Origin of the sequence: Pseudomonas qingdaonensis (genome assembly GCF_018398475.1) — a bacterium.
In the GTDB taxonomy this organism is placed as follows: Bacteria; Pseudomonadota; Gammaproteobacteria; order Pseudomonadales; family Pseudomonadaceae; genus Aquipseudomonas; species Aquipseudomonas palmensis.
Window position 1 is genome coordinate 1,061,375 of sequence record NZ_CP074676.1, and the last position, 15,879, is coordinate 1,077,253.

The window sequence follows — 15,879 nt, forward strand, 5'->3', positions numbered from 1 at the left end:
CGCGTTTTTTCGCTACGCTGACGCACGTTGCAGACACCCCTCGTTTTAACCGACCCGGATGACAGGCAGATGTTCCCGAAGTTTTGCGAAGCGTTAAAAATACCCGCACGTTCGCAGCTTTTGCAGGCCAACTCAGCTAAAACAACGATGGCGTCAACTTCGGCGACGATGGCCCCAAAAGGTTGGGCAAGCGCACGCAAACAGCTTGAACGGGCAGGGCACGGGCACCGTTCGCAGCGGGGCGTGTGTGCATATTTTTAGCCGCTCGCATGGGCGCTGTTGCAGGGCAATCGCTCGGCGGTGATTGCCGGGTTTAATAAGAAACATTACTATTCGCAACCTCCCTCCCGCCTAGCGACGACCCCCGCACCGTGTCTCGACACAAAGGCTTCCTCGACCACTACCATGAGCTGATCGGCACCTGGACACGCAAGCTGCGCAGTCGTCAGCAGGCCGAGGACCTCGCGCACGATGCCTTTGTGCGGGTGCTGGAAAACCCCGCCCTGCCAGTCGAGCAGCCGCGCGCCTATCTGCACCAGACGGCACGCAACATTGCCGTGGACGGCTACCGGCGCGAAGACCGGCGCCAGGCCCTGGAGCAGGAAGGGCTGGACCTGTCGCCCACCCCGGGCGATGACCCCGAGGCCTATGTGCATGCACTGGAGCTGGCCGACAGCGTGGAACGCGCCCTGGCCGAGTTGCCGCTCAACTGCCGCAAGGTGTTCATCTGGCAGAAGCTCGAAGGCCTGACCCAGGCCGAGATCGCCGAGCGCATGGGCTTGACCAAGAACATGGTCGAAAAGTATATGATCCGCACGCTCCGGCATCTGCGTGAGCACCTGGATGTGTCAACGAGATGAGTCAGGCAAATGTTTTCATGAATCAGGGCACATGCCCCTGCGGCGATGACGCCGTGCGCGAGCAGGCCGCCGAATGGTTCGCCCGTGGCCGCGATGCGCCCCTGACGCCCCAGCAGCAGGCGCAACTGCATGCCTGGCTGGCGCAGCACCCCCAGCATAAATATGAGTACGACCTGCTCGGGCGCCTGTGGGGCGCGGCCGACCTGCTGCCGCGCGAGCGCCTGCAGGCCTTGTGTGCGCCCGACCCGGTGCGCCAGCTGCCGCGTCGACGCCTGTTGCGCCAGGCCCTGGCAGCCAGTGTGGTGGCGGTCGCGGCAGGGCTTGGCTGGTTCGGCTGGCAGCAGCACCAGCTCAATTACCAGGGCCAGATGCAGACCGGCCTGGGCGAGCGTCGCCAGCTCGACCTGCCCGATGGCTCGCGCCTGGAGCTCAACGGCCGCACGCGGGTGCAGGTGAGTTTCAGTGCCGGGCAGCGGGACATTCGCCTGGAGCAGGGCGAGGTGATGTTCAGCGTTGCCCATGATACGGCCCGCCCCTTCGTGGTCAGCACCGGCCATGGCAAGGTCACGGTCACCGGTACGCGCTTCGATGTGCGCCGCGACAGCGAGCAGACCCGCGTGGCGGTCGAGCAGGGTTCGGTGCGCGTGCAGGGCGACGGCCAGGCGCAGGCGCTGCTGAGCGCCGGCCTCGGTTCGCACATCGATGCCCATGGCGCGGTGGCAGCGCCCTATACGGTGGACGCCGCCGCGTTGACCGCCTGGCGCGGCGGCAAACTGGTGTTCAACGATGTGCCGCTGGGCGAGGTGGTGCGCGAGGTGTCGCGCTACCGCGAACACCCGCTGCGCGTGGCCCCCGGCAAAACGGCGGCGCTGCGCCTCAGCAGCAGCTTCAGCACCGATGACACCGACGCCCTGCTGCGCGCCTTGCCCAGCATCCTGCCGGTGGCCATCAAGGCCCATGCCGATGGCTCGCAAGAAATAATCGCAAAATAGATTCAGGTTTTTTTCCCGTTGTTCGTCTTCCTGCCCAACTGCAACTGCCAAGCATTTTCATTCGCAGGCGGTGGCCGATTTTCTGACCCTCAGGACTTCTCGACGACGTGAACAACAACAAGGTTTCCAAACGCTGGCTGCCGCTGGCACTGGCATTGGCCGTCAGCGGCGGCATCGCCAACAGCTACGCCGATTCGGCACCCACCAGCATCCAGATCCAGGCCCAGCCGCTGGCCGCGGCACTGGGCCAGCTGGGCCGGCAGACATCGCTGCAACTGTTCTTCAGCCCCGACCTGGTGGCCGGCAAGCAGGCCCCGGCGGTGTCCGGCAACCTGGCCCCCGAACAGGCGCTGCAGGCCCTGCTGCAGGGCAGCGGGCTGACCTACGAGATTTCCCAGGGCACCGTGGTGCTGCACGCGGCGCAGCCAGTGAGCACGGCGCCCGGCACCCTGGAGCTGGCGCCTACCGACATCAGCATGGTCGGCGACTGGCTGGGCGACGCTCAGGAAAGCGTGGTGCAGAACCACCCCGGTGCGCGCACCGTGGTACGCCGTGAAGCCATGGTCGAGCAGGGCGCGCTGAGCGTGCGCGACGTGCTGCGCGGGGTGCCGGGTGTGCAGGTGCAGGACTCCAACGGCACCGGCGGTAGCGACATCGCGCTGAACGTCGGCGTGCGCGGGCTCACCTCGCGCCTGTCGCCGCGTTCCACGGTGCTGATCGATGGCATTCCCGCCGCATTCGCCCCGTATGGCCAGCCGCAGTTGTCGATGGCGCCGATTTCCTCGGGCAACCTGGACAGCATCGACGTGGTGCGCGGCGCAGGCTCGGTGCGCTATGGGCCGCAGAACGTCGGCGGGGTGATCAACTTCGTCACCCGAGCCATCCCCGAGAAGGCCACCGGCGAGCTGGGCACCACGATCCAGACCTCGCGTCATGGCGGCTGGAAGCACATCGAGTCGGCCTTCCTTGGCGGCACCGCCGACAATGGCCTGGGTGCGGCGTTGCTGTACTCCGGGGTCAAGGGCAATGGCTACCGCAGCAGCAACAACAGCAACGACATCGACGACGTGCTGTTCAAGACCCACTGGGCGCTGACCGACCGTGACGAGCTGTCGCTGAACTTCCATTACTACGATGGCAAGGCCGACATGCCCGGCGGCCTGACCCAGGCCCAGTTCGACAAGAACCCCTACCAGTCCGACCGCGACCACGACAACTTCACCGGTCGGCGCAAGGATGTCTCGCTCAAGTACCTGCGCCAGATCGACGACGTGACCCAGTTCGAGGTGCAGACCTACTACACCGACAGCTTCCGTGGCAGCAGCATTGCCGCGCGCGACCAGCAGACGCTGTCGTCGTACCCGCGCAGCTACCACACCTTTGCCGTCGAGCCGCGCCTGTCGCGGGTGTTCGTCACCGGGCCGGCCACCCAGGAGGTCAGCGTCGGTTATCGCTACCTCAAGGAAGCCATGCACGAGCAGGCCACGCGCCTGGCGCTGATCGACAACGTGCCCACCGTAACCCCTGAATCCGACGGCCACGTGTACCAGGACCGTACCGGCGGCACCGAGGCCAGCGCCTACTACATCGACAACAAGATCGACGTGGGCAACTGGACCATCACCCCGGGCGTGCGTTTCGAGCACATCAACACCGACTGGAACGATCGCCCGGTCATGGGCCTGGGCAACAAGCCGGTGGTGGCCAAGAGCCGCAGCGTGACCAGCAACGAACCGCTGCCGGCATTGAGTGTGATGTATCACCTGTCCGATGCGTGGAAGCTGTTCGCCAACTACGAGACCTCGTTCGGCAGCCTGCAGTACTTCCAGCTGGGCCAGGGCGGGCAGGGCGACCAGACCGCCAACGGCCTGCAGGCCGAGAAGGCCAAGACCTACGAGATCGGCACGCGCTATGACAACGGCAACTGGGGCGGCGAGCTGACCGCGTTCTACATCGACTTCGATGACGAGCTGCAGTACATCAGCAACGACGTGGGCTGGACCAACCTGGGCGCGACCAAGCACCAGGGCATCGAGGCCTCGATGCACTACGACCTGGCAGGGCTGGACCCGCGTCTGCAGGGCTTGAGTGCGAACGCCGGCTTCACCTACACCCGCGCCACCTATGAAGGGGCGATCCCGGGCTTCGAAGGGCGCGACCTGCCGTTCTACTCACGCCAGATCGCCAATGCCGGGCTGCGTTACCAGGTGGACCGCTGGACCTGGAATGTGGACGCCTATGCGCAATCCAAACAGCGTGCTCCGGGTACCGGCATGACCAGCAAAGGTGCCTTCACCGGCGACTACATCACCGAACCGACGGCTGATGGGCAGTATGGCGACATTCCGGGGTATGTGACCTGGAGTGCGCGGGGCGGGTATGACTTTGGTGCGCAGCTGTCGAACCTGAAGCTGGCGGCGGGGGTGAAGAACATCTTCGACAAGCAGTTCTTCACCCGTTCCAGCGACAACAATTCGGGGATCTATCTGGGCGAGCCGCGCACGTTCTATGTGCAGGCCAGTGTAGGGTTCTGACAACGCCTTCGCTACGCCGATCACACAGGCCATGGCCTGCCGGACCGGCGTTGTCAGCCTTGTCTGTTCGGCAGTAGATCGCGGTGGAGCTATTCAGGCCACTGTTTCGGCCGGCGACACGATGCTGGTCTTCATGCCCCGCGAACGCCCCGAGCTCAGGTACGCGGCAATCGATTCCTGGGTGACCTCGCCCAGGAACACGTTCTCGGCGTCCAGCACCGGCAACCACGAACGGTTGAACTCGTACATGCGCGACAGCAGGATGCGCAGGTGCTCGTCATGCGCGGCGGTGGCGTTGAACGTGCGCAGGAAGTCCGCGCAGGTGCCCTGCTGACGGTGCAGGTCGCGCCGGCGCACATAGCCCATCGCCTTGTTCTGGCCATCGGTGACCACCACGTAGCGACGGTCATGTTCGTCCATCAGCTCCAGCGCATCGGCCACCGACGTCTCGGGGCTCACCGATGGCGCGTTGTCCGCCGCATCCTCGGCACGCACCAGCAGCAGGCGCTTGAGGGTGCTGTCCTGGCCCACGAAGTTGCTCACGAAGTCATCTGCCGGGTGCGCCAGCAAGGTGTCGGGGTGGTCGATCTGGATCAGCTTGCCGGCGCGGAAGATGGCGATCTTGTCGCCCAGCTTGATCGCCTCGTCGATGTCGTGGCTGACCATGATCACGGTCTTGTTCAATGCACGCTGCATCTCGAAGAACTCGTTCTGGATCATCTCGCGGTTGATCGGGTCGACCGCACCGAACGGCTCGTCCATCAGCAGCAGCGGCGCATCCGCCGCCAGCGCGCGGATCACGCCGATACGCTGCTGCTGGCCACCGGACAGTTCACGCGGGTAGCGGTGCAGGTACTGCTTGGGCTCGAGCTTGATCATGCTCATCAGCTCGCGGGCCCGCTCGTGGCACTTGTGCTTGTCCCAACCGAGCAGGCGCGGCACCACGGTGATGTTCTCCTCGATGGTCATGTTGGGGAACAGGCCGATCTGCTGGATCACATAGCCGATGGTGCGACGCAGCGTCACCGCGTCCAGGTCGGTGGTGTCTTCGCCATTGATCAGCACCTTGCCCGAGGTGGGCGCGATCAGGCGGTTGATCATCTTGAGGGTGGTGCTCTTGCCGCACCCGGACGGGCCGAGGAACACGCAGATCTCGCCTTCGTTGACCGTCAGGCTTACCGAGTCGACGGCCTTTACGTCCTTGCCGTTGCTGTGGAAGGTCTTGCACAGGTTCTGAAGTTCGATCATTTGAGCAGTCCTTTTGGAGTCAGCGAGCGTTGCAGGGCTTGCAGCAGCAGGTCGGCGAAGATGGCCAGCAGGCTCACCAGCACGGCGCCGACCAGCAGCATCGACATGTCGCTGCGGCTGATGGAGGTCAGGATAAGTACGCCAAGGCCACCGGCACCGATGGTCGCGGCAATGGTCATCACGCCGATGTTCATCACCACGGCGGTGCGTACACCAGCCAGAATCACCGGTACCGCAATCGGCAGCTCGACCATGCGCAGGCGCTGGCCGAAGGTCATGCCGATGCCGCGGGCGGCTTCGCGTATGCCGGGCTCGACGTTGGTCAGCGCCAGGTAGGTGTTGCGCAGAATCGGCAGCAGTGAGTACAGAAACACCGCGGTGATCGCCGGCAGCGGGCCCAGGCCCTGGCCGAACTTGGAATAGAACGGCAGCAGCAGGCCGAACAGGGCGATCGACGGCACGGTCAGCAGCACCGTGGCGCTGGCCTGCAGAGGCCCGGCAAGCACCGGAAAGCGGGTCATCAGGATGCCCAGCGGTACGCCGATCAGAATGGCCAGGGTGACCGCGATGCCGACCAGGGTGATGTGCTCCCAGGTCAGTTGCAGCACCTGGGCCCAGTCCAGGTGGGCGAAGGTATCAAGCAGACTCATGGTTGCTCCTCGGCAGGTGGATGCTGGCGCAGGTAGGCGGCGGCGACTTTGCTCGGGCTCTGGTGCTCGACGTCCACCTTGGCATTGAGCTGGCGCATGGTCTCGTCATCCAGTTGCTCGGCCAGCGGCTTGAGCAGCCCGGCCAGTTGCGGATGGGCGTCGAGCACGGCCTGGCGCACCACCGGGGCGGCGGTGTAGTCGGGGAAGTAATGCAGGTCGTCGTCCAGCAGCTTGAGGTCGAAGGCGCTCAGGCGCCCGTCGGTGGTGTACACCAGCCCGCTGAACACCTGGCCGTTGCGCAGCGCGGTGTACACCAGCCCGGCGTCCATCTGGCGGATGTCGCGGCGGGTGAACTGCAGGTCGTAGGTCTGGGTCAGGCCCACCAGGCCGTCGGGGCGGTTGGCGAACTCGGTGTCCAGCGCCAGTACATGGCTGCGGTCGGGCTCGTCGCGCAGCACCTGATTGAGCTGGCTGATGGTGTTGACCTGCGGGTACTGCTCGGCGATGTTGCGCGGCAGCGCCAGGGCATAGGTGTTGCTGAACTTCGAGGGTGCCAGCCACACCAGGCCCTTCTTCACGTCCAACTGCTTGACCCGGGCGTAGGTGGCCTCGGCGCTGTCCATGCGTTCGTCGATATGGTTGTAGGACACCAGCGACACGCCGGTGTATTCCCACACCATGTCCAGCTGGCCGCTTTCCTGCGCGCTGCGCGCCAGGGTGCTGCCCAGGCCGCCGGTGATGCGCACGTCGAAGCCGTGGCTGCGCAGGTACTGCGCGGTGATTTCGGCCAGCACGGTCTGTTCGGTGAACACCCGCGCGCCGAGGCGGATCAGGGGTTTGTCGGCGGCCTGGGCGAATCCTGCGAACAGCAGGGCCGCGCCCAGCAACAAGGCGATTCTTTTCATGGGGGTTCCTTCGCTTAGTTGGCCAGGCCGCGTTCGAGCCAGCGGCGACTGCATTGGCTGACCAGCGCATCGAGCAGCAGGGCGAGCAAGGCCGTGGTGGCGGCGCCCAGCAACAGTTGCGGCTGGTTGTTAAGGGCGATGCCGGGGAAGATCAGGCTGCCCAGGCTGTTGGCGCCGATCAGGAACGACAGCGGCGCGGTACCCACGTTGATTGCCAGTGCCACTCGAACGCCGCCGACGATGATGGGTACCGCATTGGGCAGCTCGACCCGCCACAGCGTCTGGCGCGGGGTCATGCCGATGCCGGTGGCGGCTTCCTTGAGCGAGGCGGGGACGTTTTTCAGGCCTTCGTAGGTGTTGCGCACGATGGGCAGCAGGGAGGCGAGGAACAGCGCGAAGATTGCCGGGCCTGCGCCGATGCCCAGAAAGCTCAGGGCGATGGCCAGAACGGCCAGGGGGGGAACGGTGTTGCCAATGTTGAAGATCTGCATGAAGCGTTCGGCGCGGTCGACCCGGTGCGGTCGACTCAAGGCAATGCCGGCGGGGATACCCACGGCCAGCGCCGCCACCATCGAGCACGCCACCAGCATCAGGTGCGCTTGCAGGTAGAACCACAGATCGGCGCGGTAGTGCGCGATTGTATCGATGCCGATCCAGTGGATCAGCAGGGCCAGGATGACGAGCGCGGCGGCCCATCCCATCAGCCCCTTGCCATAGCGTTTAGCCACAGGCGGACTCCTTTTTTTTGTCGGCGGGCACACTCCCGTGGCGGCTGCCGGTCCAGGCAGCAGGCAGTGTGATCGCGATAAGCAGCGGGTCGCTCCGGTAGAGCGGAACACGCCATGAGCGCAGCCTCGTCAGGCGCATGTTGCCGATGAAACCCACCCTGACGAACGGTTGAAAACCGTATACGTAACATCTCGTAACAGGGCAGTGGACGTCTCCGCAGATGCAAAGGTTCCCATCCGAAGCGGCATTTGGCCAGCGCAGATCGACCCAGTGGTTCAGTTAGGGGGTGAGTTTGGGCTATAATCGCCGCCCTTTTTTGAATCTCCAGTCAGGCGATTTCCCATGACCAACCAGGCCGCCGAAGTCGCGAAACGCCGCACCTTCGCCATTATTTCCCACCCCGATGCGGGTAAGACCACCATCACCGAGAAGCTGCTGCTGATGGGCAAGGCGATTGCCGTCGCCGGTACGGTGAAATCGCGAAAGTCCGACCGCCATGCCACCTCCGACTGGATGGAAATGGAAAAGCAGCGCGGCATCTCCATCACCACCTCGGTGATGCAGTTCCCGTATCGCGACCATATGGTCAACCTGCTCGATACCCCCGGCCACGAAGACTTCTCCGAAGACACCTACCGCACCCTGACCGCAGTGGACTCGGCGCTGATGGTGCTCGACGGCGGCAAGGGCGTAGAGCCACGTACCATCGCCCTGATGGACGTGTGCCGTCTGCGTGACACGCCCATCGTCAGCTTCATCAACAAACTCGACCGCGATATCCGCGACCCGATCGAGCTGCTCGACGAGATCGAGGCGGTTCTCAAGATCAAGGCCGCGCCGATCACCTGGCCGATCGGCTGCTACCGCGACTTCAAGGGCGTGTACCACCTGGCCGGTGACTACATCATCGTGTACACCCCGGGCCACGGCCACGAGCGTACCGAGGTGAAGATCATCGAGAAGCTCGACTCGGACGAAGCCCGCGCCCACCTGGGTGACGAGTACGAGCGCTTCATCGAGCAACTGGAACTGGTGCAGGGCGCCTGCCATGAGTTCGACCAGGACGAGTTCATCAACGGCCAGCTGACCCCGGTGTTCTTCGGTACCGCGCTGGGCAACTTCGGTGTCGACCATGTGCTCGACGCGGTGGTCGACTGGGCGCCACGTCCGCTGCCACGTGTGGCCCATGAGCGCACCGTGGAGCCGACCGAAGAGAAGTTCAGCGGCTTCGTGTTCAAGATCCAGGCGAACATGGACCCCAAGCACCGCGACCGCATCGCGTTCATGCGCATCTGCTCGGGCAAGTACGAGAAGGGCATGAAGATGCGCCACGTGCGCACCGGCAAGGACCTGCGCATCGGCGACGCACTGACGTTCTTCTCGTCCGAGCGCGAGCAGCTCGAAGAGGCGTTCGCCGGCGACATCATCGGCCTGCACAACCACGGCACCATCCAGATCGGCGACACCTTCACCGAGGGCGAGAGCCTGGGCTTCACCGGTATCCCGCACTTCGCCCCTGAGCTGTTCCGCCGCGTGCGCCTGAAGGACCCGCTCAAGTCCAAACAGCTGCGCCAGGGCCTGCAGCAACTGGCCGAAGAGGGCGCCACCCAGGTGTTCTTCCCCGAGCGCAGCAACGACATCATCCTCGGCGCCGTGGGTGTGCTGCAGTTCGACGTGGTCGCCAGCCGCCTGAAGGAAGAGTACAAGGTCGAGTGCGGCTACGAGCCGATCACCGTGTGGTCGGCGCGCTGGATCAGCTGCGACGACAAGAAGAAACTCGAGGAATTCAGCAACAAGGCCGTGGAAAACCTGGCAATCGACGGTGGCGGTCACCTGACCTACCTGGCACCGACCCGGGTCAACCTGGCGCTGATGGAAGAACGCTGGCCGGACGTGAAATTCCGCGCCACCCGCGAACACCACTGAGTTTTCGCACACCCCACGCCCGCGCAGCCCCCTGGCTGCGCGGGCGTTTTCGTTTCAGCCCCCCGCCGCCGGTGGGCGATGGCTTGCCTGGCCCAGGCGGTAGACCAGCAAGGTCAGCGAGTCGGCGTTCTTGAGCATGATTCGCGAGCGCACCACCGCATCGTCCAGAAAGCGCTGGCGCGCGACCGCCAGGTCACGGGTGTCGGCGATCTTGAGGATCAGGCTCAGGCCCTTGTTGTCGTCACGGGTGATGTCGCGTCGGGTACCGTCGCGTGAGCGCACCACGAACAGGCGCCGGGCCGGTGAACGGTGAGAGAACGCCTCGTCGTGCTGGCGCCTGAGCCAATCCTGCTGCTCGCCGGGCATGAGCAGGTCGGCAAACGCCAGCGAGGCATCCAGGTAGCGCATGTCGCGTGTGTCATAGGCGATATGCGAGAACTCGTGCAGCAGGCAGTTGGCACGCGCAATGGCATCGGCTTCCTGCCAAGACAGCTCGGGCCTGAGCTGGAGCCTGCCCAGGTAGCTGACGTCGAAATAGGCGTCCAGCAGAAACAGTTGCCGGAGCGGGTCATGGGGCGAGGTGAAGGCGATGCCGGTGTAGTTGCCGATATTGCTGGCCAGGATGTAGCGCCTGGACGTGGCGACCGAGTAGTCCTGCGAGGTCATCAGTTCGAAGAGTTTTTCCACCGGTTCACGTACGCGCTGCAGCAGCGCTTCGTCGGGTTCGACGCCGAAGAAATCGCTGAGGATCGTGCGGGTCTGTGCCGGCATGCGTTGCACCGGGCTGGCCTGCTGCAGGTTGTCCAGGCAGATGCCCAGGTAGTCGAGCGCCGTGCGGTGTGCCTGGCGCAGCATGCGCGCACGGGCCGGCATGAGTCGCTGGATCTGGCGCATGCCCACGGCCCGGATGACGATATCGTTGCCGGCCATCACCTGACGCGAGGCCCACCCGCCCAGCCTGCCGATGATGCCACCACTTAGCACGGGTATGGCCTGCTGCGGGTCGATCTGCCAGCGGCCGTTGCCTTCGCTGAGCAGGCGTGGCCCTGGTTCGTCGATGTCCGGCGCACTCAGGTGCCAGCGCTGGTCCAGCTGGCGAACGCCGTACACCTTGCCCTCCAGGCAGGCGAACTGCGTCTGGCCATCGACGTCGGTATAGATCTTCTCGCGGCTGGCCAGGCCATCGAGGGACTGCTGCGGCACTTCGTAGGCGGACAGCCGCTGGTGCGACGCCTGCCCCAGGCGCCGCCAGAATTCGCCTTCGTCGGCCGGCAGCGCGCCAGGGCCCTGTTCGCGCACGCCATGCCCGGCCAGCAGGCCCTGCACCAGGGTGCAGGTCAGTTCCGACAAGGCCTGCGCCCAGTCGCCCGAGGGGCGCTCGGCCAATTGCAGCAGCGACAGTTCGCCCTGCCACGCGGCCAGCAGCAGGCCGATGCGGCCGGGGATGAACAGGGTCAGTTGGCTCCAGAGCAGCCCGAGTACCTCTTTCAGGGTGGCCCAGCGGGCTTCGGCGGTACTCACCAGTTGCGTATGGGCCATGCCCTGCAGCAACGCTGCATTGGTCTCGAACAGGTACTGCAGGGCGTTGCCCTGTACCGGGCGCCAGGCCAGGGTCACCGGCTGCTGGGCATACAGCGGCAGCTCGAAATCGAATTCGGCGCTGTAGGGCAGGTGGGCCTCGGTGAACCCACCGTGGTCGTAGCGCGGGCGCATCGTGTCGGGCATGCAGGCCAGTATCCGGGCCTGCAGGGCCGGCACGCTGCGAAGCTGCTGCAGCAGGTCGGCCGAACTGCTGAAGGCCTGGAACAGACCGCCGGCCTGGTACGGCGTGTACATCACCACGGGGCCGGGCGCGGGGCTGGCGTACATGAACAGGTACACCCCGGGCACGGTATCGGGGGGCAGGCCGCTGTCGGCGATCAGTTCCAGGGGCACCAGTTGTGCGGCGGGGGCTGGCAGCTGGTCACGGGCGGTGGCGTCGGGCTGCTCGACGACGGCGCGGATGCACTCGACGTCGGCTGCGCCCAGTTGCCCCTGGAGCCGGGCGCGCCACGCCGCCTCCAGCAGTTGCCCCGGCAATTGCCGGCAGAACAGCCGCAGGCGCCTGGGGTAGCTCGCATGGTTGCGGTCCAGTTGCTCGGCCAGCAGCTGGCGATAGCCTTGACCCAGGTCCAGTTCGCGCACCAGCGCCCGCAGGTAGGCGGCATCGATGCGTGCAGGCACGGTCATGTCGCCCTCGAGCGTGATTGCGGTGATGGCGTGGTCCCAGTCGCGGTAATGGTTGAGCGCGTAGTCGACCAGGGTCTGGCGGTGCTGGATGCTGGCGGCCGCTTCGCCTGTGGGGACCTCACCGGTGGGCGGCAACGCGGTGACCCAGCGCGTGGTGGTGATCAACAGCTGGTCGGCAGGGTAGCGGCCGGCCGCGAAGTCCTGGTCCAGGCGGGCCTGAACCCGTTGGCGGGCATAGTCGGTCACCGCCGGGATGTCGAACAGGTAGTCCTGTGGTGACGGGCTTTGCAGCAGGTTGCGCCCCAGAACCTGCAGGTAGCCGTACTGTTCGGTGGGGGCGGCCTGCGCCAGCCAGTCAGGCATATGGCCACGCAGGCGCCGGGCACTGGCCAGGCGCTGCAGACGCTGCAGGTAGCGCAGCGTGCCAGGCGTGTCGAGCGTGCTGCGCAGCAGGTCGGGCAGGTGCGCGGCAGGCAGGCCGCGCCGGGTGAGCCGGTCGAAGGCGCGCCGCGTTGCGGCCACGTCGTGTTCGGCCTGCCAGCTCTGCAGGTGGTGCGCAGGTGCGCCTGCCAGCGCCAGCCATTGAAAGCGTTGCGCGGCGGGGTAGTGCGCTGCGACGGCCTGCTCCAACGCCAGGCGCGAGGTGAATGCGGCAAAGCCCTGGTCGAGGGTCTACAGCAGCCACAGATCGGGCTGTGCCTCGAGCGGCTGGCGGGTCAGCAGCAGGGCCTCGCTGCTGGGTGCCTGGTCCAGGGCCAGTTGCCAGGCCCAGGCCGGCGCTGCCGGCGAGGGCGCCGGAAACAGGGCGGCGTGAATCAGCGCGCGTGCCGGGGCTGGCAGCAGGCTGTCGTGGTCGAGCAGGCGGTATTCGAGGGTCAGGGCCAGTTGCCACAGGTGCTTGAGGTACGTGCGTCGCTGCGCTTGATACTGCGTCAGGGCGCTCGCCAGTTGGCTGCCGGTGGCATCAGCGACCTGTGCGACAGCCTGTCGGGTCAGCGCCAGGTCGAGCGCAGGCAAGGCCACAGGCTGTTCGGCCACCACCGGGCCGCTGACCAGCCAGCGTTCATCCAGCGAGGTACCGATACCGCCGAGCCGCTGCCACACCAGTTCGGCCAGGCTCAGCCAGGTGCGCCCGGCGTCGGGCTGGCCCAGGCGTACCTGGGTCACTGGCGGGCCCTTGTCCAGCACTGCGGCAAGGGCCTGGTCGAGCCCTGCCGCAGTCACCGCCTCCAGGCCTGGCACCTCTTCGAACAGTGCCTGCGCGTGGCCGGTCAGTGCGCTCACCAGCCGGTTCAGTTCCTCCAGGTCAGCGCCGGCTGCCTGTGCCGACGCTTGCAGCCGGGCCAGGGTGGCCGGGCTGTCGTGGGCGTGGGGCGAGGTGCCCAGGCGCGCGAGTTCGCCGGCCAGTCGACTGTCGAGGTCCAGCGCCTGGCGGCATGCCTGATAACCGTCCTGGCCGCTGTCATGGCGCAGTTGTGTTTCGATGTCCTGTTGCTGGGCGCTCAGCACCTGGCCAACCCAGCTGTCCAGTGCAGGGGCGGCCAGCGGTTGCAGGTGCAGGGCGCTGATGCGCAAGGCGCCCAGTTGGCTCTGCCGCGATGGGCTGACCACCGGGCGCCAGCTGTCGCGCAACCGGGGGGCGGTCAGCGACGATAACAACGCCCGCTTGCTGGCATGGCGCTCCAGCCCGCGTGCAGCACACCAGGTGAACACCGGGCCGGCACGGGTGTCGAGCGCGAGCACGCCCTCCAGCAGTTGGCTGTGGCCTTGCGCGGTGGTGATGTTGAGGCTGAACGCCTGCAGGGGCGAGAGGGCCTCGGTGTCCAGCCATTGCAGCAGCGCTGCATGGTCGGTTTCGGCAAGGGCGCCGGCCCAGGCCTGGCGCGTGATCGCCTCGCGCACGCGCGCGCCCATCAGGCGGGCCAGTTGCCGGGCCGGGGTTTCGCTGCCGGCCTTGGCGGTATGCCAGTACCGGTGCAGTTGCCGTTGGCCGTCGCGTGCCGCCGCCAGGCGCTGCGGCGCCGCTGCAGCGGTAGCGGTGGTGGTGGCCAGGGCCTGCTCCCACAACGAGTCGGCTGGCGGCTGGCCCAGTACCTGCTGCTGCAGCTCGCCCAGCGCCTGGCCCTGGCGAGCGGCGATGACCAGCATCAGGTACTCGAACACCTCGTCCTCCAGCCGTTCGACCTGAACATCCACGATGCCGCCCTGGCCTGCCAGCAGGCGATCCCTGGGGGCGATGTAGTGCAGCAGTACGTGCGGGTGGCCGCTGTTCAGCAGTTCAACGAGGTGGTGCTTGAGCTGGGTACGGTCTTCGAAGCGCAGCAGCCCCAGCAACGGGTGGTAGAAAAAAACACGGGGGTGCGTGCTGCGGCTCAGCAGCAGGCTGGCGGTCAGTTCGCTGGCGTGGGCGCTGGCGGTGATCGCGCTCAGGCGGTCGATTCGCGGCGCGTCGGGCCCTGGCGCCTGCAGCCAGCCTTGCAGCCAGCGATGCTCCTCTTCATCGAGGCTGTCTCGGGTCTGTGCCAGGTGATCGGCAAAGCGCTGGCGCAGCGCAATGCGGTGAAAGTACGGCAGGGTCTTCAAGGGCATGGTGTGTGCTCGGCAGTGGGTGGGCGCCGGGCAACGGGCGGGCTGCGCTGTTGCCCCGGCAAGGGCTTCAGGCTGCCGGGGCACACAGGCCGAGGGTGGTATCTATTGCAGGGTGGCTCAGTTGCCGGCCTTGATGCTGGTCCAGATGCGGGTGCGCAGGCGGTCGATCTTGGCCGGCATGGCCTGCAGGGCGAACAGCTTGCCGAGCATGGCATCGGTCGGGTAGATCATGCTGTTGGCCTTGAGCGCCGGGTCCACCAGGCGGTCGGCTGCCTGGTTGCCGTTGGCGTACTGCACATGGTTGCTGATGTCGGCCATCACCTCGGGCTGCAACAGGTAGTTCATGTAGGCATAGCCGGCCTTTTCGTCCGGGGCATCGGCGGGCATGGCGACCATGTCGAACCACATCGGCGCGCCTTCCCTGGGAATCTCATAGCCCACCTTCACCCCGTTTCTGGCCTCTTCTGCACGGTTTCTGGCCTGCAGCACGTCGCCGGAGAAGCCCACCACCACGCAGATATCGCCGTTGGCCAGGTCGCCGGTGTATTTGGAGGAGTGGAAGTAGCTGATGTACGGGCGCACCTTCATCAGCAGGGCCTTGGCCTTCTCGTAGTCGGCCGGGTCCTGGCTGTGGTGCGGCAGGCCCAGGTAGTTGAGCGCGATCGGCAGCAGTTCGGGGCCGTTGTCGAGGATCGCCACGCCGCAGCTCTTGAGCTTGCTGATGTTCTCTGGCTTGAAGATCAGGTCCCAGGAGTCCACCGGGGCATTCTCGCCCAGCGCCGCCTTGACCTTGTCGATGTTGTAGCCGATGCCGGTGCTGCCCCACAGGTAGGGGAAGCCGTAGCGGTTGCCCGGGTCGTTGACTTCCAGCGCCTTGAGCAGCACCGGGTTGAGGTTCTTCCAGTTGGGCAACTGGCGCTTGTCCAGCGCCTTGAGCGCCTTGCCCTGGATCTGCCGGGCCATGAAGTGGTTGGAGGGGAACACCACGTCGTAGCCCGAATTGCCGGTCATCAGCTTGCCGTCGAGGGTCTCGTTGCTGTCGAACACGTCATAGGTGGGCACGATGCCGCTGGCGGCCTGGAAGTTCTTCAGGGTGTCGGGGGCGATGTAGCTGGACCAGTTGTAGATTTTTACCGAGTCGGCCGCCTGGGCGATGGAGGCGGCCAGCAACAGCGGGGCGAAGAGCAATGGGCGCATGTCCGGATTCCTTGCTTGGT

General features: G+C 65.9%; 11 protein-coding genes. 4 read left to right on the forward strand and 7 right to left on the reverse strand.

Translation table 11 applies throughout. The features are described from left to right. Nucleotides 1–371: 371 nt before the first annotated feature. The 3 genes from KH389_RS04775 (at nt 372) to KH389_RS04785 (ending at nt 4,386) form a co-directional block, all read left to right on the forward strand. Nucleotides 372–860, forward strand: coding sequence for an RNA polymerase sigma factor (locus KH389_RS04775; RefSeq protein WP_043862508.1), 489 nt, complete (start codon nt 372–374; stop codon nt 858–860). Between the two features lie 17 nt (nt 861–877). After that, nucleotides 878–1,852 carry a FecR family protein gene (locus tag KH389_RS04780; protein WP_213606974.1) on the forward strand — a complete coding sequence of 325 codons (975 nt, stop codon included), beginning with the start codon at nt 878–880 and terminating at the stop codon, nt 1,850–1,852. Between the two features lie 107 nt (nt 1,853–1,959). Beyond that, nucleotides 1,960–4,386 (forward strand): TonB-dependent siderophore receptor, encoded by a 2,427-nt coding sequence (locus KH389_RS04785; protein ID WP_043862506.1) that lies wholly within the window; start codon nt 1,960–1,962, stop codon nt 4,384–4,386. A gap of 93 nt (nt 4,387–4,479) precedes the next feature. Here KH389_RS04785 and KH389_RS04790 read toward each other — a convergent pair whose 3' ends face one another. The 4 genes from KH389_RS04790 to KH389_RS04805 are packed head-to-tail and all read right to left on the reverse strand — an operon-like array spanning nt 4,480 to nt 7,917. Next, nucleotides 4,480–5,634 (reverse strand): osmoprotectant ABC transporter ATP-binding protein OsmV, encoded by a 1,155-nt coding sequence (locus tag KH389_RS04790; protein WP_043862505.1) that lies wholly within the window; start codon nt 5,632–5,634, stop codon nt 4,480–4,482. Beyond that, the gene (locus KH389_RS04795) at nt 5,631–6,284 is read right to left on the reverse strand and encodes an ABC transporter permease (protein WP_043862504.1); all 654 of its coding nucleotides are present in this window, start codon (nt 6,282–6,284) and stop codon (nt 5,631–5,633) included. Before KH389_RS04795 ends, KH389_RS04790 begins: the two co-directional genes overlap by 4 nt. Then, a complete protein-coding gene (locus KH389_RS04800) occupies nt 6,281–7,189 on the reverse strand; it encodes a glycine betaine ABC transporter substrate-binding protein (protein ID WP_213606976.1) in 909 nt (302 codons plus the stop codon). The genes KH389_RS04795 and KH389_RS04800 overlap by 4 nt, the downstream gene beginning before the upstream one ends. A gap of 14 nt (nt 7,190–7,203) precedes the next feature. Beyond that, complete coding sequence (locus KH389_RS04805) at nt 7,204–7,917, reverse strand: ABC transporter permease (protein WP_054916398.1); 714 nt, start codon at nt 7,915–7,917, stop codon at nt 7,204–7,206. Between the two features lie 343 nt (nt 7,918–8,260). On the opposite strand from KH389_RS04805, the gene KH389_RS04810 reads away from it, so the two are divergent. Further along, nucleotides 8,261–9,844, forward strand: a complete 1,584-nt coding sequence (locus tag KH389_RS04810; protein ID WP_043862501.1) for a peptide chain release factor 3 — start codon at nt 8,261–8,263, stop codon at nt 9,842–9,844. 54 nt (nt 9,845–9,898) lie between these two features. On the opposite strand, the gene KH389_RS04815 is transcribed toward KH389_RS04810, so the two are convergent. The 3 genes from KH389_RS04815 to KH389_RS04825 form a co-directional block, all read right to left on the reverse strand. Beyond that, nucleotides 9,899–12,703: a dermonecrotic toxin domain-containing protein gene (locus KH389_RS04815; RefSeq protein ID WP_213606977.1), complete on the reverse strand. Its 2,805-nt coding sequence runs from the start codon at nt 12,701–12,703 to the stop codon at nt 9,899–9,901. Nucleotides 12,704–12,745: 42 nt separating this feature from the next. Next, nucleotides 12,746–14,662: a hypothetical protein gene (locus tag KH389_RS04820; RefSeq protein WP_213606978.1), complete on the reverse strand. Its 1,917-nt coding sequence runs from the start codon at nt 14,660–14,662 to the stop codon at nt 12,746–12,748. Between the two features lie 117 nt (nt 14,663–14,779). Continuing rightward, complete coding sequence (locus KH389_RS04825) at nt 14,780–15,859, reverse strand: polyamine ABC transporter substrate-binding protein (RefSeq protein WP_054916396.1); 1,080 nt, start codon at nt 15,857–15,859, stop codon at nt 14,780–14,782. Nucleotides 15,860–15,879: the final 20 nt, after the last annotated feature.

Coding starts and splice junctions, on each gene's coding strand:
- KH389_RS04795 (WP_043862504.1), bottom strand. CDS start 6,284: ATGAGTCTGCTTGATACCTTCGCCCACCTGGACTGGGCCCAGGTGCTG.
- KH389_RS04780 (WP_213606974.1), top strand. CDS start 878: ATGAATCAGGGCACATGCCCCTGCGGCGATGACGCCGTGCGCGAGCAG.
- KH389_RS04825 (WP_054916396.1), bottom strand. CDS start 15,859: ATGCGCCCATTGCTCTTCGCCCCGCTGTTGCTGGCCGCCTCCATCGCC.
- KH389_RS04810 (WP_043862501.1), top strand. CDS start 8,261: ATGACCAACCAGGCCGCCGAAGTCGCGAAACGCCGCACCTTCGCCATT.
- KH389_RS04800 (WP_213606976.1), bottom strand. CDS start 7,189: ATGAAAAGAATCGCCTTGTTGCTGGGCGCGGCCCTGCTGTTCGCAGGA.
- KH389_RS04790 (WP_043862505.1), bottom strand. CDS start 5,634: ATGATCGAACTTCAGAACCTGTGCAAGACCTTCCACAGCAACGGCAAG.
- KH389_RS04820 (WP_213606978.1), bottom strand. CDS start 14,662: ATGCCCTTGAAGACCCTGCCGTACTTTCACCGCATTGCGCTGCGCCAG.